23 protein-coding genes are annotated in these 25,815 nt (G+C 64.8%); 16 read left to right on the top strand and 7 right to left on the bottom strand.

The features are described from left to right. Positions 1-26 precede the first annotated feature (26 nt). Complete coding sequence (locus ACN9MU_RS24645; RefSeq protein WP_426163496.1) at positions 27-563, top strand: hypothetical protein; 537 nt, start codon at positions 27-29, stop codon at positions 561-563. Between the two features lie 4 nt (positions 564-567). Here ACN9MU_RS24645 and ACN9MU_RS24640 read toward each other — a convergent pair whose 3' ends face one another. The 3 genes from ACN9MU_RS24640 to ACN9MU_RS24630 are packed head-to-tail and all read right to left on the bottom strand — an operon-like array spanning position 568 to position 4,726. Then, on the bottom strand, positions 568-1,152 hold the full coding sequence (locus tag ACN9MU_RS24640; protein ID WP_426163494.1) for a Crp/Fnr family transcriptional regulator: 585 nt from the start codon (positions 1,150-1,152) through the stop codon (positions 568-570). 8 nt (positions 1,153-1,160) lie between these two features. Beyond that, positions 1,161-1,577: an ester cyclase gene (locus ACN9MU_RS24635; protein ID WP_426163492.1), complete on the bottom strand. Its 417-nt coding sequence runs from the start codon at positions 1,575-1,577 to the stop codon at positions 1,161-1,163. Positions 1,578-1,627: 50 nt separating this feature from the next. Then, positions 1,628-4,726: a ligand-binding sensor domain-containing diguanylate cyclase gene (locus ACN9MU_RS24630; protein ID WP_426163490.1), complete on the bottom strand. Its 3,099-nt coding sequence runs from the start codon at positions 4,724-4,726 to the stop codon at positions 1,628-1,630. Positions 4,727-4,861: 135 nt separating this feature from the next. Here ACN9MU_RS24630 and ACN9MU_RS24625 point away from each other — a divergent pair, with 135 nt between their 5' ends. Then, positions 4,862-7,069, top strand: a complete 2,208-nt coding sequence (locus ACN9MU_RS24625) for a TonB-dependent receptor (RefSeq protein ID WP_426336249.1) — start codon at positions 4,862-4,864, stop codon at positions 7,067-7,069. Here the strand turns inward: ACN9MU_RS24625 and ACN9MU_RS24620 are convergent. Next, complete coding sequence (locus ACN9MU_RS24620) at positions 7,063-7,800, bottom strand: substrate-binding periplasmic protein (RefSeq protein ID WP_426163485.1); 738 nt, start codon at positions 7,798-7,800, stop codon at positions 7,063-7,065. The genes ACN9MU_RS24625 and ACN9MU_RS24620 overlap by 7 nt on opposite strands. Positions 7,801-8,022: 222 nt before the next feature. Between ACN9MU_RS24620 and ACN9MU_RS24615 the strand changes: the two genes are divergently transcribed. Together ACN9MU_RS24615 and ACN9MU_RS24610 are read left to right on the top strand one after the other, a co-directional pair. Beyond that, positions 8,023-10,044 carry a methyl-accepting chemotaxis protein gene (locus ACN9MU_RS24615; protein ID WP_426343588.1) on the top strand — a complete coding sequence of 674 codons (2,022 nt, stop codon included), beginning with the start codon at positions 8,023-8,025 and terminating at the stop codon, positions 10,042-10,044. 8 nt (positions 10,045-10,052) lie between these two features. Beyond that, entirely contained in the window at positions 10,053-10,889 is an 837-nt protein-coding gene (locus ACN9MU_RS24610; RefSeq protein ID WP_426163480.1) for an HDOD domain-containing protein, read from the top strand. Here ACN9MU_RS24610 and ACN9MU_RS24605 read toward each other — a convergent pair. Continuing rightward, positions 10,878-11,777 (bottom strand): LysR family transcriptional regulator, encoded by a 900-nt coding sequence (locus ACN9MU_RS24605; protein WP_426163478.1) that lies wholly within the window; start codon positions 11,775-11,777, stop codon positions 10,878-10,880. The genes ACN9MU_RS24610 and ACN9MU_RS24605 overlap by 12 nt on opposite strands. Before the next feature lie 89 nt (positions 11,778-11,866). On the opposite strand from ACN9MU_RS24605, the gene ACN9MU_RS24600 reads away from it, so the two are divergent. Both ACN9MU_RS24600 and ACN9MU_RS24595 read left to right on the top strand, forming a co-directional pair. Then, positions 11,867-12,631: a sulfite exporter TauE/SafE family protein gene (locus ACN9MU_RS24600; protein ID WP_426163475.1), complete on the top strand. Its 765-nt coding sequence runs from the start codon at positions 11,867-11,869 to the stop codon at positions 12,629-12,631. Beyond that, positions 12,624-12,782, top strand: coding sequence for a hypothetical protein (locus tag ACN9MU_RS24595; RefSeq protein WP_426343587.1), 159 nt, complete (start codon positions 12,624-12,626; stop codon positions 12,780-12,782). Before ACN9MU_RS24600 ends, ACN9MU_RS24595 begins: the two co-directional genes overlap by 8 nt. 6 nt (positions 12,783-12,788) lie before the next feature. On the opposite strand, the gene ACN9MU_RS24590 is transcribed toward ACN9MU_RS24595, so the two are convergent. Continuing rightward, entirely contained in the window at positions 12,789-13,298 is a 510-nt protein-coding gene (locus tag ACN9MU_RS24590) for a GAF domain-containing protein (RefSeq protein ID WP_426163473.1), read from the bottom strand. A gap of 64 nt (positions 13,299-13,362) precedes the next feature. Between ACN9MU_RS24590 and ACN9MU_RS24585 the strand changes: the two genes are divergently transcribed. The 7 genes from ACN9MU_RS24585 to ACN9MU_RS24555 all read left to right on the top strand — a co-directional run bounded on the left by ACN9MU_RS24585 (position 13,363) and on the right by ACN9MU_RS24555 (position 21,338). Continuing rightward, positions 13,363-14,787: a RecQ family ATP-dependent DNA helicase gene (locus ACN9MU_RS24585; protein ID WP_426318838.1), complete on the top strand. Its 1,425-nt coding sequence runs from the start codon at positions 13,363-13,365 to the stop codon at positions 14,785-14,787. A 2-nt stretch (positions 14,788-14,789) separates the two neighbouring features. Further along, positions 14,790-15,794, top strand: a complete 1,005-nt coding sequence (locus ACN9MU_RS24580) for a ligase-associated DNA damage response exonuclease (protein ID WP_426343586.1) — start codon at positions 14,790-14,792, stop codon at positions 15,792-15,794. Then, on the top strand, positions 15,787-17,421 hold the full coding sequence (locus ACN9MU_RS24575; RefSeq protein ID WP_426343585.1) for an ATP-dependent DNA ligase: 1,635 nt from the start codon (positions 15,787-15,789) through the stop codon (positions 17,419-17,421). Before ACN9MU_RS24580 ends, ACN9MU_RS24575 begins: the two co-directional genes overlap by 8 nt. A gap of 119 nt (positions 17,422-17,540) precedes the next feature. Then, positions 17,541-19,949, top strand: a complete 2,409-nt coding sequence (locus tag ACN9MU_RS24570; protein WP_426344904.1) for a ligase-associated DNA damage response DEXH box helicase — start codon at positions 17,541-17,543, stop codon at positions 19,947-19,949. Continuing rightward, positions 19,946-20,602 (top strand): ligase-associated DNA damage response endonuclease PdeM, encoded by a 657-nt coding sequence (pdeM, locus tag ACN9MU_RS24565; RefSeq protein ID WP_426343584.1) that lies wholly within the window; start codon positions 19,946-19,948, stop codon positions 20,600-20,602. The genes ACN9MU_RS24570 and pdeM overlap by 4 nt, the downstream gene beginning before the upstream one ends. Before the next feature lie 129 nt (positions 20,603-20,731). Further along, complete coding sequence (locus ACN9MU_RS24560; protein WP_426163458.1) at positions 20,732-21,076, top strand: KGG domain-containing protein; 345 nt, start codon at positions 20,732-20,734, stop codon at positions 21,074-21,076. 25 nt (positions 21,077-21,101) lie between these two features. Then, positions 21,102-21,338, top strand: coding sequence for a hypothetical protein (locus ACN9MU_RS24555; protein WP_426163456.1), 237 nt, complete (start codon positions 21,102-21,104; stop codon positions 21,336-21,338). A gap of 46 nt (positions 21,339-21,384) precedes the next feature. Here ACN9MU_RS24555 and ACN9MU_RS24550 read toward each other — a convergent pair whose 3' ends face one another. Further along, positions 21,385-23,643, bottom strand: coding sequence for a catecholate siderophore receptor Fiu (locus ACN9MU_RS24550; protein ID WP_426343583.1), 2,259 nt, complete (start codon positions 23,641-23,643; stop codon positions 21,385-21,387). A gap of 170 nt (positions 23,644-23,813) precedes the next feature. Between ACN9MU_RS24550 and ACN9MU_RS24545 the strand changes: the two genes are divergently transcribed. From ACN9MU_RS24545 to ACN9MU_RS24535, 3 genes are read left to right on the top strand one after another with little or no spacing between them, the layout of a single operon-like run. Next, complete coding sequence (locus tag ACN9MU_RS24545) at positions 23,814-24,449, top strand: PepSY-associated TM helix domain-containing protein (protein ID WP_426318833.1); 636 nt, start codon at positions 23,814-23,816, stop codon at positions 24,447-24,449. Between the two features lie 10 nt (positions 24,450-24,459). Continuing rightward, entirely contained in the window at positions 24,460-24,975 is a 516-nt protein-coding gene (locus ACN9MU_RS24540) for a DUF2271 domain-containing protein (protein WP_426318832.1), read from the top strand. 9 nt (positions 24,976-24,984) lie between these two features. Continuing rightward, positions 24,985-25,812, top strand: a complete 828-nt coding sequence (locus ACN9MU_RS24535; RefSeq protein ID WP_426343582.1) for a DUF4198 domain-containing protein — start codon at positions 24,985-24,987, stop codon at positions 25,810-25,812. Positions 25,813-25,815 lie beyond the last annotated feature (3 nt).

Raw genomic sequence — 25,815 nt, 5'->3', positions numbered from 1 at the left:
CGGCAGGCAGGGCGAATGCTTTGGCCTTGCTGCTGACTGTCCTGGCCCACCTGGCTGTCCTGGCCAGCGTGGGCAGGCAGGGCACGCCTGGTGAATCCGCGCCGCAGCCTGCCTCCCCCATGCTGGTGCTTACCTTGCTGCCGGCGCCGGCATTGGCGCCGGCTCGTGGCAGTGGGGCGGTGCAACGACCAGCGCCGGCTCCGGCCGCGCCAGCCGCGCCCCTGGCGCAGGCCGAACCGTCGGCGGAACCGGCGTTTACGCCGCGCTATTTCCTCCAGGATGAATTGACCGAGCAGCCTTCCGTGGCCAGTGGCCTGGCCAGGCGTCGCTGGCTGGTGTTGCCGGGGGCTGCCAGCGGCAACATCACGGTGCGCTTCTGGATCAACGACATGGGCGATGTGATACGTGTACATCTGGTTCACAGCGACGCCAATGAGGAAGAGAAAGCAGCGATGCTGGCGGCGTTGCAGCAAGTGCTTTTCCATCCAGCCCATATCGGGCGCATCGCCGTGCACAGCGAAGTGCAAATGGACTTGCGGGTGGTCGGCGAAGTGGGTTTCTAAACCTTCATTCGAGCCGGCGCGCAATCCGGTTCAGGCCCACGGGCGTCACGCCGAGATAAGCGGCCAATTCCTTCTGCGGCACGCGCTGCACCAGCCCGGCGCGCCTTTCCAGCAAGTGCTGGTACATCTGTTCCGGAGAGTACATCAACAGGTCGCGCTCGCGCACCATTTTCAGCTGAGTCAAAGCCTGGAAGCCGAAACGGATCGCTTTCTGCCATGCCAGGTGGCGCCCACCCAGGTCGTCCAGCAGGCGCCAGTCGATGACCTCCAGCACGCTGGCCTCCAGCGCCGCCGCGCCAAAGCTGGTTCGCCCGCCCGGCTGGAATCCAATCGGACAGGCAAACAGCTCGTCTTCCACCGTGAAACTCTTGATCCACTCCTTGCCGTCGGCCGTGGTGTAGAACTGCTTGAGCAGGCCGGTGCGCACAGCGAACAGGCGCGGGCAGGCATCGCCTTCGTGGAACGCGAACTCGCGCTCGCGCAGTTGCAGCAGCTGCACGGAGGCGGCCAGTTGCTCCACCTCGGGCAACTGCAGGCCGGCAGCCTGTTCCAGTCGGCGCAATGCGCGCACCAGCGTCAAATGTTCCATGCAGGCGATTATAGAATGACGCCGAGCTGGCGCATCATCTTCAAGTCTTCGGTGATGCGCCAGTGCTGGCAGATGCGTCCATCCCTGATCCATTCGATCTGCATCTGCCGCACGTCGATCGATTTGCCAGTCGGTTCGATGCCGAACAAGCTGCCGGTGTGCGTGCCGGTCATGTGGACGTAGGCCGCTACGCGGTCTGCTGCGACCACCAGGTCTACGATGGCGTAATGCAGGTCGGGAATCCCGCTGCGCATCATCAGCACAATGGGCTTGAGGCCCGCCGGCCCGGGTTGCGGATCGGGCAGGCCCGGACTGTGGTTGCGGTAGTCGCTGGTCAGCAGTTCGTCGAGCACCTCGACTTTGCCCTGGTTCCAGACTTCTTCGAAATAGCGTTCGATCAGCCGCGCGTTCGCTTGCAATGACATGTCTTCCTCCTTGAAAGAGGACAGCTTAGCGAGGCGTGGTCCGCGCGTAATTAACCCGGGTTAATGCCCACCACGCGGCCGCGCTGCTGCGGCACCAGCAGCGTCACGTCGCCGGCTTCCACCGCGCTGCTCGGGTCGGCCAGGAAGCGCGACAGGCCGGCTTCCCCGCTGCGCGCCTGCACCCCGACCCAGGCGTCGCGCCAGGTATGCTTGGCGGCGTACAGGGCGGCATCGGCCAGGCGCTGCAGCGATTCCGGCGTCAGCGCGCTGGGGCGGCCCGGCATGCCGGGGAAGGTGGCAAAGCCGATCGAGACGGTCTTGCGCAGCACCTGGCCGCCGGGAATCAGGAATTCGTGGGCGGCGATGGCCAAGCGGATCTTTTCCGCCAGCGCGGTGGCGTCGTTGCGGTCGATGAAGCGCGCCACCAGCAGGAACTCCTCGCCGCCCCAGCGCACGATGTGGTCGGAGCTGCGCATGCAGTCGCGCAGCAGCCTGGCCGTCTGCTGCAGCACGGCGTCGCCGGCGGCATGGCCGTGCTGGTCGTTGACGCGCTTGAAGTGGTCGAGGTCGAGCATGAACAGCACCAGGTCGGCATGCGGCTCGGGCGGCAGGCTGCGATGGCGGCGCGCCGCCAGGTCGAAGTCGGCCTGGATGGTCTGTTCCAGGTAGCGCCGGTTGTGCAGTCCGGTCAGCGGGTCGGTCAGGCTGGCTTGCTCCAGCCGGCGCGAAGCCGCTTCCAGGGCGGCGGTACGCTCGGCCACCAGGCGCTCCAGGCGTTCGCCGCGGCGGCGCAAGGTGTGCAGCCGCAGGCGGAACAGGAAGGCCACGCCCAGTGCGCCCAGCACCCACATGGAAGTACGGAACCACCACGTCTGGTAGAAGGCCGGCTGCACGTGCAGCTTGAGCGCCCATTCCTGCGGGCTCCAGTGGCCGGCGCGGTTGCTGGCCTGGACCCGTAGCTGGTAGTCGCCCGGCGGCAGGTGGGAATAGGCGGCCACGCGCTGGCGCGCATCGACATTGACCCAGCCGGCGTCGTAGCCGTCCAGGCGGTAGCGGTATTGCTGCTGTTCCGGCGCGCTGAAGTCGGGCGCGGCAAACTCCAGGCGCAGGTCGCGCTGGCTGGGCGACAGCGTGCGCTCGGCGAGCACGCCGGCGCCGGGCTGCTCGACGCCGTCGATGGTCAGTGCGGTCGCGCTCACGGCAGGCTGGTATTCCCAGCGCCGCAGCATATGCGGGCGCACGCGCAGCAAGCCTTCCGGCGAACCAAACAGCAGGTCGCCGTTGCGCATGCGCGCGCGGCTGGCGTAATACAAGGTGCGGAATTCATTGCCGTCGGCGCGGTCGAAGCTGCGCCAGCGCCAGGTCAGCGGGTCGATGCGCACGCGGCTGCCCAGCCACACCTGGCCTTGCGCGTCCTGCAGCAGCGACTCGGGCGGGTGGGGCGGCAGTTTCAGGCGCGTTGACAGCACGTCGAAGTGCGCGGCCTGGCCGTCGAAGGAGCGCAGGATGGCAGCGCCGGACTGGGTGGCCAGCCAGAGCTGGCCGTCCTTGTCGACCATCAGGTCCGGCACCCAGTTGTCGGGCAGGCTGTCGGCGCGCGCCGGATCGCGCACAATGCGGCGCGCCTTGCCGCTCCTGGTGTCGAATGCATTCAGGCCGTCATTGGTACCGATCCACAGCGTTCCGTCCGGCGTGAAGGCGAGCGCTTCGACTTCGCGCCCGGACAGGCTGCCTGGATCGTCGGGCTGGTGGCGCCAGGCGCTCACGGCACCGTCCTTGCCGATGCGTGCCAGGCCTTGCTGGGCGCCGGCCCACAGCGCGCCGTCGGCGCCAAAAACCATGGTGCGGATCGGGCCGCCCGGCAAGCCATGCGCGCTGCCGAAGCGCTGGAAGCCTTGCTGGCCGGGGCGCTGGCGGTGCAGCGTGCCATCCAGTGTCGCCACCCACATGCTGCCATCGGGCCCCTGGGCCAGGCAGGAAATGGCGCCGTCTGACAGCGCGTCGCCGCGGCTGGCGTCGGGGCGGAAGCCTGCCGCCAGCCGGCCGTTGGCATCGAGCACGTCGACGCCATTACCATTGGTGCCGAGCCACAGCCTGCCGTCGGCCGCTTCCAGCGCGCGCACGATGGCCGGGTGGCTCGGGCCCAGCGGGTTGGATGGGCTGTGCCGCAGCTTGAGGAAGGCGCGGCTGGCGGGATCGTGGTGCGCAATGCCGCCGCCCCAGGTGCCGGCCCAGGCCAGGCCGGAACGGTCGACCAGCAGCGCGCCAATGCGATCGTTGCCGATGCTGGACGTGCTGGTGCTGTCGTATTGCAAGCGGTCGACCACGGCCAGGCTGGCGCCGTCGATCACGTCGATGCCTTTGCCGAAAGTGCCGAGCCAGATTTCGCCCGGCAGCGGTTCGGCAATGCTATAGATCCAGAAGTGGCTCAGCCCTGCCAGTGCATGCAACTGGCCGCTGGCAGGATCGTACACGGCGGCGCCCTGGCGCGAGCTGCCGATCCAGATGCGGCCACGGCCGTCCTGGAACAGGCGGATCGCATTGGCCGGGCCGACCGGCGCCGAGAAGCGGTCGTCGCCCAGCCAGCGCTGCAAGCCGGCGTCGCTGGCCACCCACAGGCGGCCTTCGCGGTCCAGCAGGACGGAGCGCAGCTGGTTGTTGGCCAGGCTGTTGCTGTCGCCCTCCACGTGGCGGTATTGAGTGAAGCGGCCGCTGGCGGGATCAAGGACCGACAAGCCGTTGTCGGTGGCCAGCCAGAGCACGCCGCCGGCCAGTTCCGCGATGCCTTCCACGCGATCGTTGGCCAGGCTGTCCTTGCGTTGCGGGTCGTGCCGGTACTGGGTAAAGCGTTCGGTGCGCGGATCGAACACCGACAGGCCGCCGCTGATGGTGCCGATCCACAGCCTTCCATCGCGCGCAGCGTGCAAGGCGCGGATGTAGCTGCCGCCGATTGATGCGGGATCGCCGGGGTGCGGGCGGAATACCTTGTAGCCGTAGCCGTCGTAGCGCACCAGACCGTCCTGGGTGCCGATCCACAGCATGCCCTGGGCGTCCTGCGCCATCACGGTGCTGAGGTGGGCCGGCACCTGGTCCGGCATGGCGACGCGCTGGAACGAGACTACACCCGGCCGTTGTTGCGCCGATGCCATAGTGCCTGCAGCCAGCAGGCAGGCGAACAGAGAGGACCGCAGCAGCGCACGCATTGCCAGGAGATGGTCAAATTGAAACTATCATTATGCCATGATCAGCTATCTCTGCTAGCATGAAGCCACACGGGAGGCAGCATGCGCGCATGGTGGGCGATCGGTGTGGCTGGCCTGGCGGCGTTGCCGCCGGCCTTGGCGCAGCAGGCGCAGGATGGCGCGCTGCCCAGCGTCTACGTCACGGCGCAACGCCGCGCCGAGCCGCTGCAGGAAGTCCCGTTCAACGTGTCGGTCCTTGGCGGAGAAGCGCTCGACGTGCTGGCCGCCAGCGGCCGCGACTTGCGCTACCTGGCATCGCGCATGCCCAGCCTGCACATCGAATCCGACTTTGGCCGATCGTTCCCGCGTTTCTACCTGCGCGGCCTGGGCAATACCGACTTCGACCTGAACGCCGCGCAACCGGTCGGCATCGTGTACGACGACGTCGTGCAGGAGAATCCGCTGCTCAAGTCCTTCCCCCTGTTCGACCTGCAGCAAGTGGAACTGCTGCGCGGGCCGCAGGGCAGCCTGTTCGGGCGCAATGCGCCGGCTGGCGTGGTGAAGTTCGATTCGGTGCGGCCTGCCTTCAGGACCGAAGGCTACGCCAATGCCGCTTACGGCAGTGACGAGATGCGCAACCTGGATGGCGCATTCAATACGCCGCTGGGCGAAACGCTGGCGCTGCGCGTGTCGCTGCTTAGCCAGCACCGCGGCAACCGTGTCTTCAACGACCGCCCCAACGCAGCCACCACGGAATTCGAGGGCTATCATGACAATGCCGCGCGGGTACAGCTGCTGTACCAGCCGAACTCCGCCTTCAGCGCGCTGTTGAACGGGCACGGGCGCCGCATGGGAGGACGTGCCACGCTGTTCCGCGCCAATATCCTGCAAAAGGGCAGCAACGCACTGGCGCCGGGCTTTGATTACGCCAGCCTGCCGACCGACGGCATGAACCATCAGTCCCTGAAAACCAACGGTGCCAGCCTGCGCCTGCGCTGGCAGTTCGACGGCCTTTCCCTGCATGCCATCTCGGGCTGGGAGCGGGCGCGCTTCTACAGCCGTGCCGACGTCGACGCCGGCTTTGGCTCGCTGGCGCATCCTCCCATGGGACCGGGCCGCATTCCTTTCCCGTCCGAGACCGCCGACGCGTTGCCGAAGCACAGGCAGTTGACGCAGGAGGTCCGGCTCGAGTCCGATCCGGCGCAGGTATGGAGCTGGCTGGCCGGCGTGTACGGCTTCAGCGAGAAGATCAGGGTCGACAGCTTCAGCTTCGACACCTTCAACGGCAATCGCCAGAACGCCTACGCCTGGCAGGAGCAGGACAGCCGTTCGCTGGCCGCCTTCGGCGCCGTGTCGTGGCGCGCGCGCCCGGGCCTGCTGCTGCGCGCCGGCCTGCGCTACACCAAGGACCGCAAGGACTTCGTCGCCGCGCGCCCGCAAGCGGCGCCCGGCGCGTCGCCGATCGCCAGGCTGGAAGCCGCTCCGCGCGGCAACGACTTCAGCTGGGATCTCGGCGCCACCCAGGCCCTGTCGCCGGACAGCCATGTGTACGCGCGCCTTGCGACCGGCTACCGCGCACCGTCGATCCAGGGCCGCATCCTGTTCGGCAACAGCCTGTCCGTCGCGCGCGCCGAGCAAGCCCGCAGTTGGGAAGCGGGCTGGAAGCAGGATCTCATGCAGCGCCGCGCGCGCCTCGGCCTGGCCGTGTTCCGCTACACGATCGACGACATGCAGCTTACGGCCGGCAGCGGCGTCGTCAACCAGAACCGCCTGGTCAACGCGGCCAGGGTGCGCGGGCAGGGCGCCGAAGTCGAATGGCTGATGCGTCCCAACAGCGAATGGACAGCCAGTGTGGGCGCCAGCTACAACGCCACCAGGATCCGCGATGCCGGCCTGTTCGTGCTCCCCTGCGGCAATGGCTGCACGGTGCTCGATCCGCGCGGTACGGCGCCCAACAACGTCTTCATCGACGGCAATCCGCTGCCGCGTTCACCGCGCTGGATCGCCAATGCCACGCTGCGCTACAGCCGGCCCTGGCGCAACGGTGAATTGTTCGCGTATGCCGACTGGGCCTATCGCGGCAAATACAATTTCTTCCTGTACGAGGCGGTGGAGTACAAGGCGCGCCCGCTGCTGGACGGCGGGCTGCGGCTTGGCTACCGGGACAGGGGCGAACGCTTCGAGGTAGCGGCTTTCGTACGCAACGCGGCGAACAGGCTCGTGGCGGTGGCAGCCATCGACTTCAACAACTTCACCGGTGTCGTCAACGAACCGCGCAGCTACGGCGTGCAGGTGAAATTCACTTACTGATACTTCGACGTCATGCGCAGCCATTGCGGATCTTCGCGCATGCGCTTGACGATGGGAGCAACCTTGTCGAACAGGTCATTGCGTCCCAGCGGCACAAGGAAGCGGCGCTCCGTCGCGCGGCCCGGCAAATCCACGAAAGTCAGGCTGCCGTGCAAGCCATGCAGCCGTACGAAATAGCGCGCCGCCGATTCCGAAACGGCCACGCAATCAATGCGGCCGCGGCGCAGCTTCTCCAGGTTGATTTCCTCGCTGATGGCATCCTGGCGCAGCAAGCCGTGGCGCTGGATCCATTCCTCAATGCCCGGGTAGACGTAGCCCAGCGTCAAGCCAATCGATTTGCCGGCCAGCCCTTGCCCGGCATCCATCTGCACCGGATGGTCGATGCGCGACACCAGCACGAAATGGTCGATGGCGAAAGCCGTGGTCCACAGGTATTTCTTCTGTGCGACGTCATCGAACCATTGGGGCATCATGCCAATAACGATGCCGTCCAGCGTGCCGTCTTCCAGCCGCATCTGCAAGCGCTTGCGCGGCAGGTAGGCCAGCCGGTAGCTGGTGCCGTCCGTGGCCTGTTTGTTCAGGTAGTCGATTGCTTCGTAATAGATACCTCGGGTGCCATCGATGACGAGCGGGGCAAAGTTAGCGCTGGTGTAGACGGTGACGGTTTCTGCCTGCGCGACTGGCAAGAGCAGCGTAACAATCAGCGTCAACAGCGGCGTAATAAATTTCATAAGGGCACTATAACAAAGCGCTTGCACTTGCATCATGAAAGTTAAATTCTTCAATGGCAATTGTTTCGCGCGCCTGCAACACAAATGGTGATGGAGAAAGAGATTTTTGTCGTTAATTCTCACGAATTGTAACGTGGGGCCATAAATCGGCATATGATCAAAGCAAGAGGTATCGCGGTGCTGTAACGCACCTTTTACTGAACTTTTCTTTGGGAAACTGCCATGAATCCTACCTCTCTTCTCGGCCAGCTCAAGCTGAGCCACAAGTTCATGATCCTCGGCCTGATTGCTGCACTGCTGGCTATCATTCCTGCATTCCTCTACATGAGCGAGGCTGGCAAGGTTCTCGCTGCATATGAAGGTGAGCATGAAGGCTTGCCGATCGTGGTGGATGGACTGAAGGTTGTGCAGTACACGCAGCAGCATCGCGGCCTGTCGGCATTGGTGCTGGGCGGCGTGACCAGCGTGGCGGAAAAGCGCCGCGCCAAACAGGCTGAGGCGGACGCGGCGTATGGCCGGCTGGAGAAGGCGGCGGCAAAGCTGGGCGACAAAGCCATCATCGACGCCTTCGCTGCCGCCAAGCAGGAGTGGGAGACGCTGCGCAACAATGTAGCTGAGGGCAAGATCACCGTGCCGCAAAGCTATGCGGGCCATACCGGCCTGGTGCCCAAGCTGCTCAAGGTGAACGAGCTGATTGGCGACGCGTACGGCCTGAGCCTCGATCCCGACAAGGATACTTACCAGCTCATCCAGTCGATGTTCTACCAGTTGCCATGGCTGACCGAAGAAACCGGCAAGACGCGCGCCAAGGGCGCCGGCCTGCTGGCGAAAAAGGAAGCCACGCCCGAGGACCGCATGCAGCAGGCAGCCATCATGTCGCGCGTGACCGATCGCCTGGACCAGACCCTGACGGCCTTCGGCAAGGCCGCCGCCGCAAATCCTGCCATTGAGGCCAAGCTTGGGGCGCAGTTGCGCGAGGCGGGCGATGCAGCACGCAAGATCGTCGACCTGGGCACGGAGCAGATCGTGAAAGCCGATCCGCTGACCTATTCCGGCGAAGAGTGGGTGGCCAAGACCACGGCGGCAATTGATATGCAGTTTGCCGTCAACGAAGTTGCTGCGAAAGAGATCGACGTCATGCTGTCACAGAAAATCAAGGGCTTCACCGAGCAGCGCTGGATCATGGTTGTATCGATGGTGCTGTTGTTTTCCCTGGCTGCCTGGATCTGCATGCTGATCGCCCGCTCGGTGACGGTGCCGCTGCAAAATGCCATTGCGGTGGCGGACGAAGTGGCGAAAGGCAAGCTCGATAACGACATCGATGTTGGTCCGCCCAATGAAGTAGGGCAGTTGCTGCGTTCCCTCAAGTCCATGAGCGAGAGCTTGCGCGGCATCGTGTCCGATGTGCGCGCCAGTGTCGACCAGATCAATGCGGCCAGCCGCGATATCGCCACCGGCAATGCCGATGTGTCGTCGCGGCTGGAATCGCAGGCCTCCAACTTGGAAGAAACCGCATCTTCAATGGAAGAACTGACTTCCACCGTCAAGCAAAATGCCGATAACGCGCGCCAGGCCAACCAGTTGGTGCACAGCGCGGCCGGCGTGGCCGGCAAGGGCGGCGAAGTGGTGTCGCAAGTGGTGCAGACCATGGGCGAAATCAATGACAGCTCGCGCAAGATCGTGGACATCATTGGCGTGATTGATGGCATCGCTTTCCAGACCAATATCCTTGCCCTGAACGCCGCGGTGGAAGCGGCGCGCGCCGGCGAGCAGGGGCGCGGCTTTGCGGTAGTGGCTTCCGAGGTGCGCAACCTGGCGCAGCGTTCGGCCTCGGCGGCCAAGGAAATCAAGGATTTGATCAACCACAGCGTGGACCGGGTCGAGACCGGCAACCGCCTGGTCGGCGAAGCCGGCCTGGCAATGCAGGAGGTGCTGAAGAGCGTGCAGAGCATTACCGCCATCATGCAGGAGATCGCTACCGCATCGGCCGAACAGGGCAATGGTATCGAGCAAATCAATATGGCCGTGACGCAGATGGACGACACCACGCAGCAAAACGCGGCGCTGGTGGAACAGACCGCAGCCGCGTCGGCCAGCCTGCAGGAGCAGGCGCAGATGCTGGTGAAATCGATCAGCATCTTCACGCTGGGGAATGAAGATGCGGCCGCACCGGTGGTGCGCAAGGCGGCTGCTTCGCGCCGCATGCCGAGCAATGTGCGCGCGTTGCGGGCGGCCTCGGTATAATTTCTTGCATGGAAAAGCTCAGGGACTTAGCCACCATTATTTCGGAAGTGCAGCGTGGGGAACTGGTATTCCCCACCAGCGTCAATGCCGCACTGGCATTGCAGCTTGCCTTGGCTGATCCTGATTGCCACGACGATGAGATAGCGCGCAAAGTGCTGGGCGAACCGGTGCTGGCGACGCGCGCTGTCGCCCTGGCCAATGCCGCGGTGTTCCGGCGCCATGGCGCGCCGCCCATCACCAGTGCGCGCGCTGCCGTGATGCGACTTGGCTACCGCAACCTGTACTCGCTGGCCGCTGCCATGGTGGTGCGCCAGTTCGGCGCCCGCATCCGCGACCCGCAGTTGCGCGAACGCGCCGAGCAATTGTGGAAGTATTCCGCGCACGTGGCGGCCATCGCATACCAGGTGGCGCGCCATATCACCAGCACCGATCCCGACACGGCACTGTTCGCCGGCATTGTGCATGAGGCCGGTAATTTCTTCCTGCTGTCCCAAGCAGACCAGGTTCCCGGCTTGCTGGATGACATGGGGCACCGCCTGGGACCGGTGCAGGAAATCGTGGCGCGCGAAGTGCTGCGCAAGCTGCAGGTGCCGGAGGCAGTCGGCGCCGCCATCATTTCGCTGCGCGATGGCGCCATCAGCCTGCCGCCCGCCGGCCTGCGCGATACCCTGCTGCTGGCGCGTCACCTGTGCCCCGTGCTGTCGCCGCTGCCTGCGCCGCAGGACGATTACCTGGTGCGGCGCTCCGACATCGTGCAATGCCTGGAAAGCTTCCCCGACCTTGCCGAGCTCCTTGACGTTGCCGCTGCCGAAGCGCGCTCGATGGGCGTGGCGCTACTGGCCTGAAGCGCCCGGCGGCGCATCCTCCAGCAACTGTTTGGCCAGCAGGCCGGCGTGCGGCGTCAAGGCTGAAAAATCCCGCGCGCAGAGAAAGAGCCGGCGCGTGGCCCATGGTTCGGAGAGGCGCACCACGGCAAGGTCGCGCCGGATTTGCCGGGCCAGCGCGCTGGACATGATCGAGATGCCGATACCCGCTTCGACGTGCAGCGCCACGTGCTCGATATTGCGCAGCTGGATGCGGTAGTCGAGCTGGCGCCCCAGGCGCGAAGCGCGCTCCGCCAGGTGGGTTTCCAGCGCGGTGTCCGCGATGCCGACGATCGCTTCGCCAAGGATGTCGGCAAAGGTCGCATCGCCTTGCCGCGCCACCCGGTGACGGCGGTGGGTGACGACGACCAACTGGTCGCTGGCGATCAGGTGGGTCTGCAGCGGGCCGAAGTCGGTGATGTCTGCCACGATGCCAAGGTCGGCGCGCCGGTCCACCATGGACTGGACGATCTCGGCGCTGGGCCGCTCCAGCAAGTCGATCGAGAGGTCGCGGTGCGTGGCCAGGAAGCGGCACAGGTGCGGCGGCAGGAAAGCAGCCATGGCGGCGGAGTTCGACAGCACCCTGATACGGCCCTTCAGGCCAGTGGCGTAGGTGCGCAGGTCGCCGCGCATCTGTTCGACCTGGCCCAGGATGGAACGTGCATGGCGCTCGAATGCTTCGCCCGCCGCCGTGGCCCGCACGCCGCGGCGGTTGCGCTCGAGCAGCGGCGCGCCCAGCGCCGCCTCCATGCCGGCGATGCGCTCGCTGACCGAGGCCAGCGCCAGGTGCATGCTGCGTGCACCCTGGGTCAGGCTGCCGCATTCCACGACAGTGAGGAAGAGCCGCATATCGGTCAGGTCGAAGCGCATTGCCAAGTCTCCAGCATTCGGAATTTCCGAAGTGTAGCACCGGAATTGCCAGATTGCGGGCAGCGGGCCGGCCGTCTAACATCGGCGGCATGGATTCGATGATTCTGACTTTTTCCGCGGGGATGCTGGCTGGAGCGATGAACGCGCTGGCGGGCGGAGGCTCATTTGTCAGCCTGCCGGCACTGATCGCCGCTGGCGTGCCACCGGTTCAGGCGAATGCTTCCAGCACGGTAGCCTTGTTCCCGGGCGGGCTGGCCAGCGCCTGGGCCTACCGCGACGGCTTGCAGCCGGTCGGCGGCGTCCCACTGCGACTGATGCTGGCGACAACGCTGTGCGGCGGCTTGGCCGGAGCCCTGCTGCTGTTGCGGACTTCATCAGCGGCATTTACCTTTGTGCTGCCATGGCTCCTGCTGTTGGCGTCGATTGCGCTGGCGTTCGGGCGGCGCCTTGGTGCGGCACTGCGAGCGCGCTGGCAGGTGGGCGCGCCTGCGGTGCTGGCGCTGCAGTTCGCCCTCGGCGTGTACGGCGGTTATTTTGGCGGCGCGGTCGGGATCATGATGATGGCCATGTGGGGCCTGATCGACAAGCGCGACCTGAAGGAGTTGAATGCGCCGCGCACGCTGCTGGTCAGCGCAGCCAATGGCGTGGCGGTGGCTGCATTCATGTTTGCACATGCAGTGCATTGGCCGCTCACGCTGGCCATGCTGGCCGGCGCGGTCATCGGCGGCTATGGCGGCGCTCGCGCCGGGCGCCGCGCACCAGCTGAGGTAATCCGCGCATTCACGCTGCTCACCACGTTCTGCATCACCTTGATGTTCTTTGTGAAGGCCTGCCTGGGAGGCAACCATGCTTGACGCATTGCTGGAAACGATTGGAACGCTGGGTGTACTGGCCAGCATTGGCGTAAAACTGGCCACATGCTTGCCCAAGGCTCAACATCGAAATCGAGAGCTCGTCAACCGTGAACGGCAGCTTCGATGCAAAGCGCGCCGCCACGGTTCTTGAGATGGATCAGGCGCGGCTTTGTTCGAGGATGCGGACCAGCGATTCAATGCCTTCAGCGTCGACAGCGTCAAAGCGGCCCGGCAGAGGGCTGTCGAGGTCGAACACGCCGATCACTTCGCCGTCCTTGCCGAAGATCGGCACCACCAGCTCGGAGCGCGAGGCAGCATCGCAGGCGATATGGCCCGGGAAGGCATGCACGTCTTCCACTACGCTGGTGGCGCGCTTTTCGACAGTGCTGCCGCATACGCCACGGCCCTTCCTGATGCGGATGCAGGCTGGCTTGCCCTGGAACGGGCCGAGCACCAGTTCATCCGGACCCTGCATGAAATAGAAACCCGCCCAGTTCAAGCCCGGCATGGTGTTGAACACCAGCGAGCTGGCATTGGCAGTGTTGGCGATCCAGTCATGTTCGCCGTGCACCAGTCCGCCCAGTTGCGCGCGCAAGTCTTCGTACATGGCGCGTTTGGCTTCGGGAGTGTCAGTGCTGTAGGTGGTTTCGCTAAGGGAGAAAGACATTTTGCCGCTCGGTATGTTACTTAGGACGCCGACATCTTACCAGCAATCGCGCTAAGTTGCGGCCATGGCTACTCATCATCAAATCCGCACCCTGCTGCGCGACGTGTTCGGCGTTGACCGTTTGCGCGCTGGCCAGCGACAAGTGATCGACAGCGTGCTGGCGGGGCATGACACGCTTGCCATCATGCCGACCGGCAGCGGCAAGTCGCTGTGCTACCAGATCCCCGCCTCGATCCTGAAAGGCAGCACAGTGGTCGTCTCGCCGCTGATTTCCCTGATGAAGGACCAGGCCGAGAAGCTCGATGATATCGGCATCGAGGCCGCGCAGCTCAACAGCAAAGTGCCGGCTGACGAGCAGCAGGAAGCATTGCAAGGCTTGCGCAACAACGAGGAGCGCATTGTGTTCTGCACGCCGGAGCGGTTGGCGACGCCGGAGTTCATGTCGCTGCTGCACAAGGCCGACATTGGCCTGGTGGTGGTCGATGAAGCCCACTGCATCTCGCGCTGGGGCCATGATTTCCGGCCGGCTTACCTCGATATCGGTGCGGCTCTCGATGCGCTGGGACGGCCGCCGGTGCTGGCGCTGACCGCCACTGCCACCGACGAAGTGGTAGACGATATTCGGCGCCAGCTTGGCGCGCCGGAAATGCGCATTGTGAACACCGGCATCTACCGGCCCAACCTGCACCTGGCCGTGCGCCAGGTGACCAATGCCGATGAGCGGGCGGCCGAGGCGTTGCGCCTGGTGCGCGAAACGCCGGGTAGCGGCATTGTGTATGCCGCTACCATCAAGGCCGCGCAAGACATGCTGGCCGCGCTGGAGGAAGCCGGCGAAAGCGTAACGCTCTATCACGGCAAACTGAATGCCGCCGAACGCCACCAGAACCAGGAAATGTTCATGTCCGGCGCGCGCCGCGTCATGGTGGCGACCAATGCCTTTGGCATGGGCATCGACAAGTCCGACATCCGCTTCGTGATCCACCTGCAGGTGCCGGCCAGCCTGGAAGCATACTACCAGGAGGCGGGGCGGGCAGGGCGCGACCGCGAGTCAGCCGAATGCACCTTGCTGTACTTCCACGAGGACAAGCGCGTGCAGCAGTTCTTCCTTGCGCGCAGCTATCCCGACGCGGCCTTGCTGCGCGCGGCGTATGATGCTGCTTCAGGTGGCGAGTGGCCGCGCGACAAGCGCAGCCAGGTCGCGCTCAAGCTGTTGAAGGAAGGCGGCTGGCTGAAACAGGATCGCAAGCTGCAATACCGGGCGGCAGGCGGTGCGCCGCGCCCGGTCGACCTCGAGCGCCTGGCGGAACGCTATCGCGAGAAGCAGGAGCACGACCGCGAGGCGCTGGCGCAGATGGTGTCTTACGCGCAGAGCGGCTTCTGCCGCTGGAAGCTCCTGCTCGTTTATTTCGGCGATGAGTCAGCCGGCATAGAGCGCTGCGGTACTTGCGATAACTGCAGGTCGCCGCCGACAATCGACTCAGGAGGGTAGCGATGGCCGACATGGTAGTCGTGCGCAAAGAGGGGCTGTATTGCGTGCCGGGCGGCTTCTATATCGACCCCTGGCGCCCTGTGGAACGCGCCGTGATCACGCATGGCCATGGCGACCATGCACGTCCCGGTCACGCGCACTACCTGTGCGCCGCGCCGGGCATCGGCATCTTGCGCGCTCGCCTGGGCCAGGTAAACGTCCAGGGTCTCGAATATGGCGAGGCGCTGGAGCACCTTGGCGTGCGCATCTCGCTGCACCCGGCCGGGCATGTGCTCGGCTCGGCGCAAGTGCGCATGGAATACCAAGGCGAGGTATGGGTTGCCTCGGGCGACTACAAGGTGGAGCCCGATGCCACCTGTGCGGCGTTCGAACCGGTGCGCTGCCACTGCTTCATCACGGAGTCCACTTTCGGCCTGCCAATCTACCGCTGGCAGGCGCAGCAGGCGATTTTCGACGACATGAATGCCTGGTGGCGCCGCAATGCGCAAGAAGGGCGATGCAGCGTCATGCTGTGCTACGCGTTTGGCAAGGCGCAGCGCATCCTGAGCGGGCTCGATCCTTCGATTGGTCCTATCGTCTGCCACGGAGCGGTGGAGCCCTTGAACCGGATATATCGGGAGGGCGGCGTTGCGCTGCCGCCGACGGTGATGGTGGGCGATGTGGACAAGGCAGCGCTGCGCCAGGCGCTCGTACTGGCGCCGCCATCGGCTGCCGGGTCGCCGTGGATACGCCGCTTCGGTGATTTCAGCGATGCCTTTGCCAGCGGCTGGATGCAATTGCGCGGCGCGCGCCGGCGACGGGCGGTAGACCGCGGTTTCGTGTTGTCCGACCATGCCGACTGGCCGGGCTTGATGCAAGCCATTCGCGCCACCGGGGCGCAACGGGTGATCGTCACGCATGGCTCGATTCCGGTCATGGTGCGCTGGCTGTGCCAGAACGGCTATGACGCCAAGGGCTTCGATACCGAATACGGCGACGAGGAGGCAGGGGAGGCGGGCGATGCGTGAGTTTGCCCGCCTGTATGCGGAACTGGATGAAACCACGTCCACCAAGCGCAAGCTGGAAGCGCTGCAAGCCTATTTCAGCAAGGCAGCACCGGAGAATGCGGCGTGGGCCGTGTATTTCCTGGCCGGCGGCAAGCCGCGGCAGGCGGTCCCGGTCAAGTTGCTGCGCCAGTATGCGACGGAGTATGCGGGACTGGATGAATGGCTGTTTGATGAGTGCTACAACGCGGTCGGCGACCTGGCAGAGACGATCGCCCACATCCTGCCGGCGCCAAGCCAGGAGAGCGAGGTCGGCCTGGCGGAGTGGATCGAGCAGCGCATCGCGCCTTTGCGCGGCGCTGCGCCGGACGAGGTGCGGGCCGCCCTGTTCCGGTATTGGGACGAACTGGAGACCCGCGAACGGTTCCTGCTGGTGAAACTGATCGGCGGCGGTTTCCGTGTTGGCGTGTCGCGCCTGCTGGTCACCCGTGCGCTCAGCGCCATCGCAGCGGTGGACAGCAAGCTGGTGGCGCAGCGGCTCATGGGCTGGACCGATGGCAGGGTGCGGCCGACGGCGCAAGGCTTCCTGCAGTTGATTGCGGCGCCGTCTGCGACCGAGCATGCGGAGCGCGGCGGGCAGCCCTACCCATTTTTCCTGGCTCATGCCTTGCAGGCCGATCCCGCTACGCTGGGCGACCTGGCGGCCTGGCAGGTCGAGTGGAAATACGACGGCATGCGGGCGCAGCTTGTGTCACGCGCAGGACTGAATTTCCTGTGGTCGCGCGGCGAGGACCTGATCACCGAACGCTTCCCTGAACTGGCGTCCCTGCACCTGCCGCAGGGCACGGTGATCGATGGCGAAATCCTTGTCTGGCCGCAAGGCGATGCGCCGGCGCCTTTCGCAGCGCTGCAGAAGCGCATCGGTCGCAAGCTGGTCAGCGCGAAGCTGCTGTCCGAACTTCCGGCAGTACTGGTGGCGTATGATTTGCTGGAGCTCGACGGCGTCGACGTTCGCCAGTTGCCGCAGCACGAGCGGCGCGCCTTGCTGGAGCAGTTGGTGGCGCAGGTAGCGCAGCCGCAGCTGCGCCTGTCGCCGCTGGTGCTGGCGGAGGACTGGGGGCAACTGGCGCAGGTCCGCATGGAATCGCGGGCACGGGGCGTGGAAGGCATGATGCTGAAAGCGAAGGATGCTCAGTATGGCGTCGGCCGCACCAAGGACGTGGGCACCTGGTGGAAGTGGAAGATCGACCCTTTCAGCGTTGATGCGGTACTGGTCTATGCACAGGCCGGACATGGCCGGCGCGCTTCGCTGTACACCGACTATACGTTTGCGGTATGGGACAGCGACGGGGAGGGCGAGCGCAAGCTGGTGCCATTTGCCAAGGCCTACTCCGGCCTGACCGATGCCGAAATCGCGCAGGTGGATAACGCGGTGCGCCGCACGACCGTCGAGCGCTTCGGGCCGGTGCGCAGCGTGCGGCCGACCATGGTGTTCGAGATCGGGTTCGAAGGCATTGCGTTGTCGCCGCGCCACAAGTCTGGCATTGCGGTGCGTTTCCCGCGCATCCTGCGGCGGCGCGACGACAAGGCCGTCGAGGATGCCGATACGCTCGACACTTTGCGCGGCTTGCTGGTGCAGGCGCCGCCATGAGTCCCGCCGTCCCCCGTCCGCGTCCCTTGCCGCGCCGCCAGCCGCCAGTGCCACCCGGCGAGGCGCCGCAACCTGCACGGCTGCCTGCCTCCGGCTCACCGGCAGGCCCTTCGCGTGAGATGGTGGAGGAATGGTTTGCAACGCGCGGCTGGTCGGTCTTTCCCTTCCAGCGCGAGGTATGGGATGCGGCACGGCGCGGCGAGTCCGGCCTGCTGCATGCCACGACCGGCTCCGGCAAGACGCTGGCCGTCTGGCTGGCGGCTTTGCAGCGCGCGAGGGCCAGTCGCAAGCCCGGCTTGCGCCTGCTCTGGGTCACGCCGATGCGGGCGCTTGCGGCAGACACCCTGCGCGCGCTGCAGACCTCCGCCGCCGACTTGTTGCCCGCCTGGCAAATCGAATCGCGCACCGGCGACACCGACAGTGGAACCCGAGCCAGGCAAGCGCGCCTCCTGCCGCATGCGCTGGTCACGACGCCGGAAAGCCTCAGCGTCCTGCTTAGCCGCCCGGAGGCGAGCGAACTGTTTGCGCAACTGGACATGCTGGTGGTCGACGAATGGCATGAGTTGATGGGCAACAAGCGCGGCGTGCAAGCCCAGCTTGCGCTGGCGCGGTTGCGCAGCTGGCAGCCTGGCTTGGTGGTGTGGGGCCTGTCGGCCACCCTTGGCAACCTGCAGCAGGCGCGCGACGTGCTGGCGCCGCATGGCGCAATCGTCGAAGGCCACCTGCGCAAGGAGGTTCTGGTCGATACCCTGGTGCCCGACCATCCATCGCGCTTTCCCTGGGCCGGCCACCTGGGCTTGCAGATGCTGAAACCGGTCGCCAACGAGATCGCGCAACACGCCAGCACGCTGGTGTTCTGCAACACACGCTCCCAGGCCGAATTGTGGTACCAGAACCTGCTCGATGCGAGACCCGAGTGGGCGGGCGTCCTGGCCCTGCATCATGGTTCGCTCGACAAGGAAGTGCGCGAATGGGTAGAGCAGGGCCTCAAGCAGGGCAAGCTCAAAGCCGTGGTCTGCACGTCGAGCCTCGACCTTGGCGTCGACTTCCTGCCGGTGGAGCGGGTACTGCAGATCGGCAGTGCCAAAGGCATCGCGCGCCTGCTGCAGCGCGCAGGACGCTCGGGGCACGCGCCAGGCCGCACTTCGCGCGCGACGCTGGTGCCGACGCATAGCCTGGAACTGCTGGAGGCGGCAGGCGCCATCGAGGCGGTGCGCGAACGCCGGGTGGAACCCCGGCCGCCGCCGGAAAAGCCGCTGGATGTGCTGGTCCAGCACCTCGTGACGGTGGCGCTGGGCGGCGGCTTCCGCAGTGAGGAACTTATGGCCGAAGTGCGAACGGCATGGTCTTATCGCGCGCTAAGCCAGGAGGAATGGCAATGGGCCCTGGACTTCGTGGCGCGCGGCGGGCAAAGCCTGTCCGCCTATCCCGAATACCGCCGTGTGCTGGCGGACGAGGAGGGCATTTACCGCGTGCCCGATGCAGCCATCGCGCGCCGCCATCGGATGGGCATCGGCACCATCGTTTCTGAAGCGACGGTGCAGGTGAAGTACATGAACGGCTCCGCGCTTGGCAGCGTGGAGGAAGGCTTCATAGCACGCCTGGCCAAAGGCGACCACTTCCTGTTCGGCGGCCGCATTCTCGAATTCGTGCGCATGCATGAAATGACGGCCTTCGTGCGGCGCGCTACGGGCGCCAAGGGGGCTGTTCCGCGCTGGCAGGGCGGCAAGATGCCATTGTCGTCCGAGCTGGCGCACGCCGCGCTAGAGCAGTTGCGGCGTGCCACGGAGGGCTGCTACGCGGGACCGGAAATGCAGGCCATCAAGCCGCTGCTCGATATCCAGCAGCGCTGGTCGGCGCTCCCAACACCGGATACTACCGTGATCGAGGCGATGGAAAGCAGGGAGGGACACCATCTGTTCGTCTATCCCTTCGCCGGGCGCTCGGTGCACATCGGCCTGGCGTCGTTGCTGGCGTATCGCATTGCCCGCGCGCGGCCCGCGACGTTTTCGATCGCCGTCAACGATTACGGTTTTGAATTGCTGGCGCCGGAGGCGCTGCCGTGGCGCGAGGCACTGGACGAGGGCGGCGCCTTCACGACGGAGAACTTGCTGGAAGATGTGTTGGCCAGCCTGAATGCCAGCGAGTTGTCGCAGCGGCGGTTCCGCGAGATTGCGCGCATCGCCGGATTGATCTTCCAGGGCTTTCCGGGCCAGCCGAAAAGCAATCGCCAATTGCAGGCCTCTTCGTCCTTGTTCTTTGAAGTCTTTTGCAAGCACGACGCCAACAACCTGCTGCTGACGCAGGCCCAGCGCGAAGTGCTCGAGCAAGAGCTTGAACTGGGGCGCTTGCGTGCCACGCTGCAGGACTTGCAGCGGCGCCGGCCCAGCTTCCATGAAGTGCGCCGCGCCACGCCGTTCGGCTTCGCGTTGATGGTGGAACGCTTCCGCGAGAAGCTGACGACCGAAAGGCTGTCCGATCGCGTCGCCCGCATGCTGCGTGAGCTGGAAAAGGCCGCCGGTCCATGAATTCCGTCGCAACCGAACTGGCAGGCGAGCGCGTGCTGCTGTTGCCGCAAAAGGCACTGTACTGGCCGGCTGCGAAAACCTTGATGGTGGCGGACGTCCATTTCGGCAAAGCGGCCAGCTTCCGCGCGCTGGGCGTACCGGTGCCGCGCGGGACGACAAGCGAAAACCTTGCCGTGCTCGAAACCTTGCTAACGACGCATGACACGCAACGCATCGTTTTTCTCGGCGACTTCCTGCACGCGAGGGCCGCGCAGGCGCCGGCAACATTGCAGGCCATGCTAGATTGGCGCAGCCGGCATCGCGATCTGGCGCTGCTGCTGGTGCGCGGCAACCATGACTGGCACGCGGGCGATCCATCCACGCTGCTCGACGTAACGATGGCCGACGAGCCGTATGCCTGCGGCCCGTTCGCCCTGTGCCACCATCCCGATGTGGCTTGCGAAGGCTATGCCGTTGCTGGCCACGTGCATCCCGTGTTTCACCTACGCACCGCGCGCGAGTCGTTGCGCTTGCCTTGCTTTCTGCTTGGCACTACGCGCGCCATCTTGCCGGCCTTTGGCGCCTTTACTGGCGGGCACTCTTTGATTCCGGAAACCACGGACAGGGTGTATGTTGTGGCCGATGATGCGGTTTTCCCAATAGAAAAAAGGTAGGCGATATCCTACATTTGTCGCGCTGAACGTCCTATATTACCTGTACAGTGCTTGCACTAACATGAGTTCTCCCGCGCCTACGGTAAGGGGCGGGGGTCTTTTCCACCGAACCAAGCAGGGGGACGAATCATGGCTTCGAACAATCCAGGCGACAAACGCGGCAACCGGCAGGACAGTCCTTCCGGCAGCAAGCAAAGTGCACGTGGCTTTGCCTCCATGGACCCACAACGCCAGAGGGAAATTGCTTCCGAAGGCGGCCGCGCAGCCCACCAGAAGGGCACGGCACACGAATTCACTTCCGAGGAAGCACGCCGTGCCGGCAGCATGAGCCACAAGAACGATGGCAACCGCCAGAGCGGTTCGCGTGGCAACGCCAGCCGTACCGAGCAGCAACCCAGCCAGGGCCAGCAGGAGTTCAGCAAAGACTACCAGCAGGACTACCAGGGCAACAAGCAGGGTGGCGATAAGTACTAAGTTTCATTGAAGTAAGGAGGCCAGCATGGGAAGGCCTGACAAACCCAGTAAGGACACGGAGAACCAGCAAAACTTTGTGCTGGTCGATACAGAGCATCCGGAAATTGCCAACGCCGAGGTTCCGGAGGGGCAGATCCGCCGCGCCGACCGACCTTTGCCGGGTAACCGGCAAAGTGCTACGGAAAGCGGTTCGCGGCAGGGCGGCAGTGGATTGGGCACCGAAGGCGGTGCGCCAGGGCCGGATGCAAGTTCCGGCGTTTGAATAAAAAAGGCGGGCTGCGAGCCCGCCTTTCTTTTTGCCGCGATCCTTAGAACTGGAAGGATGCGGTCGCCTTGGCAATACGCGGGGCACCGATCACAAAGCGTGAGCCGCCGTTGTTCAGGCTGGAGAGGTAGAACTTGTCGAACACGTTGTACACGTTCAGCTGCAGCGACACGTTCTTCGACAGCTGGTAGGCCGCCATGGCATCGACTACGGTGTAGGATGGCATCGACGGCATATTGGTCTTGGCCGCGTCGCCGGTCGGATCGACCAGGCGGTACTGGGTACCGGTGTAGCGCGCGCCGCCGCCCAAGCTCAGCTTGTCGTTCAGCTTGTAGTTGGTCCACAGGGTAGCGGTCTTTTTCGGCGACCAGCGAGTTGCCGCGCCCAGGCCATTGTTGCCGGCGCCGGTATTGCTTTCCTTGATCTCGGTGTCCATGAAAGCGACGCCGGCGATCACGCTCCAGGCCTTGGTAACCTGGCCGACGGCGCCCAGCTCCACGCCTTGCACCTGGCGCTTGCCCAACTGGCCCCAGGTGTTGGTCACTTCATCGATCTTGACCGGGATTTCATCCTTGTTGGTGGTGCGGTAGAGGGCGGCGGTCAGGGCCAGCTGCTTCTGGATCACGTCCCACTTGGTACCCAGTTCCACGTTGGTCGTGGTTTGCGGCTTCAGGGCAGCGCTGTTGATGTTGGCGTTCGTGCCCTGGGCCGCCAGCGAAAGGTTGGCGCTGCCCGGCGGGGTCTTCGAGTTGGCATAGGCCAGGTAGATGCTGCCATCGGCCGTTGGCTTGTAGACCAGGCCGGTCTTATAGCTGCTCAGGTTGCCGGACTTTTCCAGGTGGGCGGCGACCGGCACGGTGCTTGGCGCGGTCACGGTGGCGCTATTGGTCTCCGTGTCGTAGCGCTCGTAGCGCAGGCCTGCGTTCACCAGCCATTGTTCGTTCAGCTTGATGGTGTCGAACAGGTAGGCGCCGACGGTGGTGGTTTCGCCTTTGCTGAACGCGCCGTTCAGATAAGGAGCGAAGCCGTTCAGCGGATCTTTCGGGTTCGGGTTGTACAGGTTGGCAGCGCTGGCGGTGCCGAGGCCGACGCGGGTCGGGGTGAACTGTTCTTCGTTCAGCAACTCGAGACCGGTCGAGATGGTGTGCTGCACGCCGAAGGCATCGAACTCCGACACGATGTTGGTGGTGTTGGCCAGGATACGGTTTTCCTGCAGCACGCTCTGGCGCGTGCGTGCGACGGTCCAGCTGGCCGGGTTGGTCGGATCCAGCGCCGTGACGGCGTTCACGCCGCTCAGGATGCGGTCCATTTTGGATTTGCCATAGCGGGTGGTGTTGGTCAGCTTGGTCTTCGGCGCCAGGTCGTGTTCGATTTTGGCGGTAACCATGTCGGCCTTCACATCCTCATAGTCGCCATCCAGGCCATACCAGTTGTTGCGGTCGACGCGCTGCGCTTTCGCCAGCCATGGATAGGTGCCATTGTAGAAGCCGGCCATGCCCACGCTCGGGATCGCGCCGTCAGGTACGTTGTCCTGGCGGATGTGCTGCGAGTACAGGTAGAGGCGGGTTGGCGTGCCCAGGCCCCAGGCGACGGAAGGCGCGATGCCGTGGCTTTCACGGTCCAGTGCGCGGCTGCCTTTTTGCGAGCCGTCGGAACCCATCAGGTTCAGGCGGAAGGCGCCGCTGCTGCCGAAGGCGCGCTGCACGTCGGCGGTCAGGCGCTTGACGCCGCCCTGGGTGAAGGCGACGGTGCCGGAAACGGCATCCTCGCGTACCGGCGTCTTGGAGACCAGGTTGATATAGCCGGCGGCCGCACCGCGGCCGATGTCGGCGCCGGCCGGGCCCTTCACCACTTCCACCTGTTCCAGGTTGAAGGCGTCGCGCGAGACGGCGCCCAGGTCGCGGATGCCGTCGACGAAGATCGAGGACTGGGCCGAGAAGCCGCGCATCTGGAAGGTATCGCCGGCACTGGTGTTGCCGTTTTCGCCCAGTTGCAGGGTGATGCCCGGCGTGTTCTGGAGGGCTTCCATTACGGACGCAGCGCCTTGCTCCTGCAGCAATTCCTTCTTGATGACGGTAATGGTTTGCGGGGTGTCCACCAGCGGGGCAGTCAGTTTCGGCGAAGACGCGCGGTCGGCCTTGTAGGCGACGTCGGCGGCGGCTTCGACCTTGACTTCGGCCATGGTCTTTTCTTGTGCCTGGGCCTGGACGGACAGGGGCAGGCCGATGGCGGCCATGGCGAGCAGGGATTGGTTCAGCAGCGGCTGGGCGGCCAGCGTGTGCTTGCGGCTACGGATGGTCAAAATTCTCTCCAGATTTGATGCAGTTGATGTTTGGCGGCTGGCTGCATCCGTCAAACTGGAGGTGGCTGGCGATAGCGGGTATGTAAAGCAATGTAAATGATAACGATTCTCAATTGCATTGGCAAGCCCGGTGCATTATCATCCGGTATTCACTTATGGAAAGTAACAACTTGGGCAGTCCAGAAATCCAGGCCAAGCGCGCAGTTTGGCTCAAGCTCCTGCACGAATGGCATTGGGTCAGTTCGGCCATGTGCCTGCTCGGCATGTTCCTGTTTGCGATCACCGGCATCACCCTGAATCACGCCAGCCAGATCGAGGCCAAGCCGTCTGTGGTGCGCAAGCAGGCCACGGCGCCAGACTCCCTGGTCGGCGAACTGCATGCCTTCGCCGAAAAGCACGACGGCGAAAAAGCGCCGTTGCCGGAAGCGGGCGAGCGCTGGCTGCGCGAAACGTGGTCGATCAAGGCCGGCGGGCGCGAGGCCGAATGGTCGGCCGACGAGGTGTACCTGCCGATGCCGAAGGCGGGCGGCGATGCCTGGGTGCGCATCGGCCTGGAGGATGGCGCTGCGGAATTCGAGAACACGGACCGCGGCTGGATTTCGTGGTTGAACGACGTCCACAAGGGCCGCAACACGGGTGCGGCCTGGAACTGGTTCATCGACATCTTTGCGGCGGCCTGCCTGGTGTTCTGCATTACCGGTTTGCTGATCCTGAAATTCCACGCGGCCAAGCGGCCGTTCACCTGGCCGATGGTGGGCCTGGGTGTCGTTATTCCCTGTGTTATCGCTTTGCTCTACATTCATTAAGGACCTCTGTATGAAACTTCGCTATTCCATCGCCGTCGGCTTGCCGCTGGTGAGCGCGTCCGCGATGGCGGCCGACCTGACGCTGAAATTCGAACTCCCGCAACTGAACGTCGCTGAATACCACCGCCCATATGTGGCGGCCTGGCTGGAGAACGCGGACCAGAAGGTCGTGGCCAACCTGGCCGTGCTGTACGACGTGAAGAAGAAGGACAATGCCGGTACCAAGTGGCTGAAGGATATGCGCCAGTGGTGGCGCAAGGCGGGCCGCGACATCGAAATGCCGATGGATGGCGTGAGCGGCGCCACCCGCGCACCGGGCGAAGTTTCGCTGAGCTTCCCGGTCGCGAAAGATGCGTTGAACAAGCTCCCGGCTGGCAATTACCAGCTGGTGGTGGAGGCTGCGCGCGAAGCGGGCGGCCGCGAGCTGGTGAAAGTACCGGTGGCATGGCCGCCCAAGTCGGCGCAGTCCTTCTCCGCCAAGGGCAAGGAAGAACTGGGCGACGTGACCGTGCAAGTCAAACCATAAGGAGCCGCCATGAAGCTGAGCAAAACCCTGATCGCGCTGGCACTGGCCGGCGCCGCTTTCAGTGCACAGGCGCACAAGCCGTGGCTGCTGCCTTCGTCTTCCCTGGTTGATTCCAAGGAGCCTTGGGTGACCGTGGATGCCGCGATTTCCGAAGGCCTGTTCGACATCGACCACCAGCCGCTGAAGCTCGATGGCATTTCGATTACCGGTCCTGATGGCGCCAAGGTCGAGATGCTGAACGCGCTGACCGGCCGCCTGCGTTCCACCTTCGATGTGAAGATGGCCAAGCCGGGCACTTACAAGATCGCGCTGGTGAGCCAGTCGGTCATGGCGAGCTGGAAGGTCAATGGCGAAATGAAGCGCTGGCGCGGTTCCGAGGCGGAATTGGCGGCCAACGTGCCGGCCAATGCGGAAGAACTCAATGTGTCGCGCACAGCCAGCCGGCTGGAGACCTTCGTCAGCGCCAACAAGACCGATGAAGCGGTGTTCAAGCCGAGCGGCGTTGGCCTGGAGCTGGTGCCGGTGACGCACCCGAACGATATGCGCGCGGGCGAGCAGGCCACCTGGCGCTTCCTGCTGGACGGCAAGCCGGCGGCCAACCAGGCCTTCAGCCTGATTCCGGGTGGCGTGCGCTATCGCGGCACGCTGGGCGAGATCCGCATGGCGACCGATGCCAAGGGCGAGATCAGCTTCAAGATTCCGGAAGCGGGCATGTACCTGGTGTCCAGCAGCTGGCCTGCAGCCGCCGCGCCGCAAGCCGGCCAGCAGCCGGGCCCGCGCCAGATGCCGCCGCGCCGCGTGACTTACGCGGCGACGGTGGAAGTACTGCCGCAGTAAGCA

It is taken from the genome of Pseudoduganella sp. R-32, assembly GCF_049913245.1.
GTDB lineage: Bacteria > Pseudomonadota > Gammaproteobacteria > Burkholderiales > Burkholderiaceae_D > Rugamonas.
The sequence above is the reverse complement of the archived record's forward strand: the minus strand, read 5'-3'. Positions and strand labels throughout refer to the sequence as shown.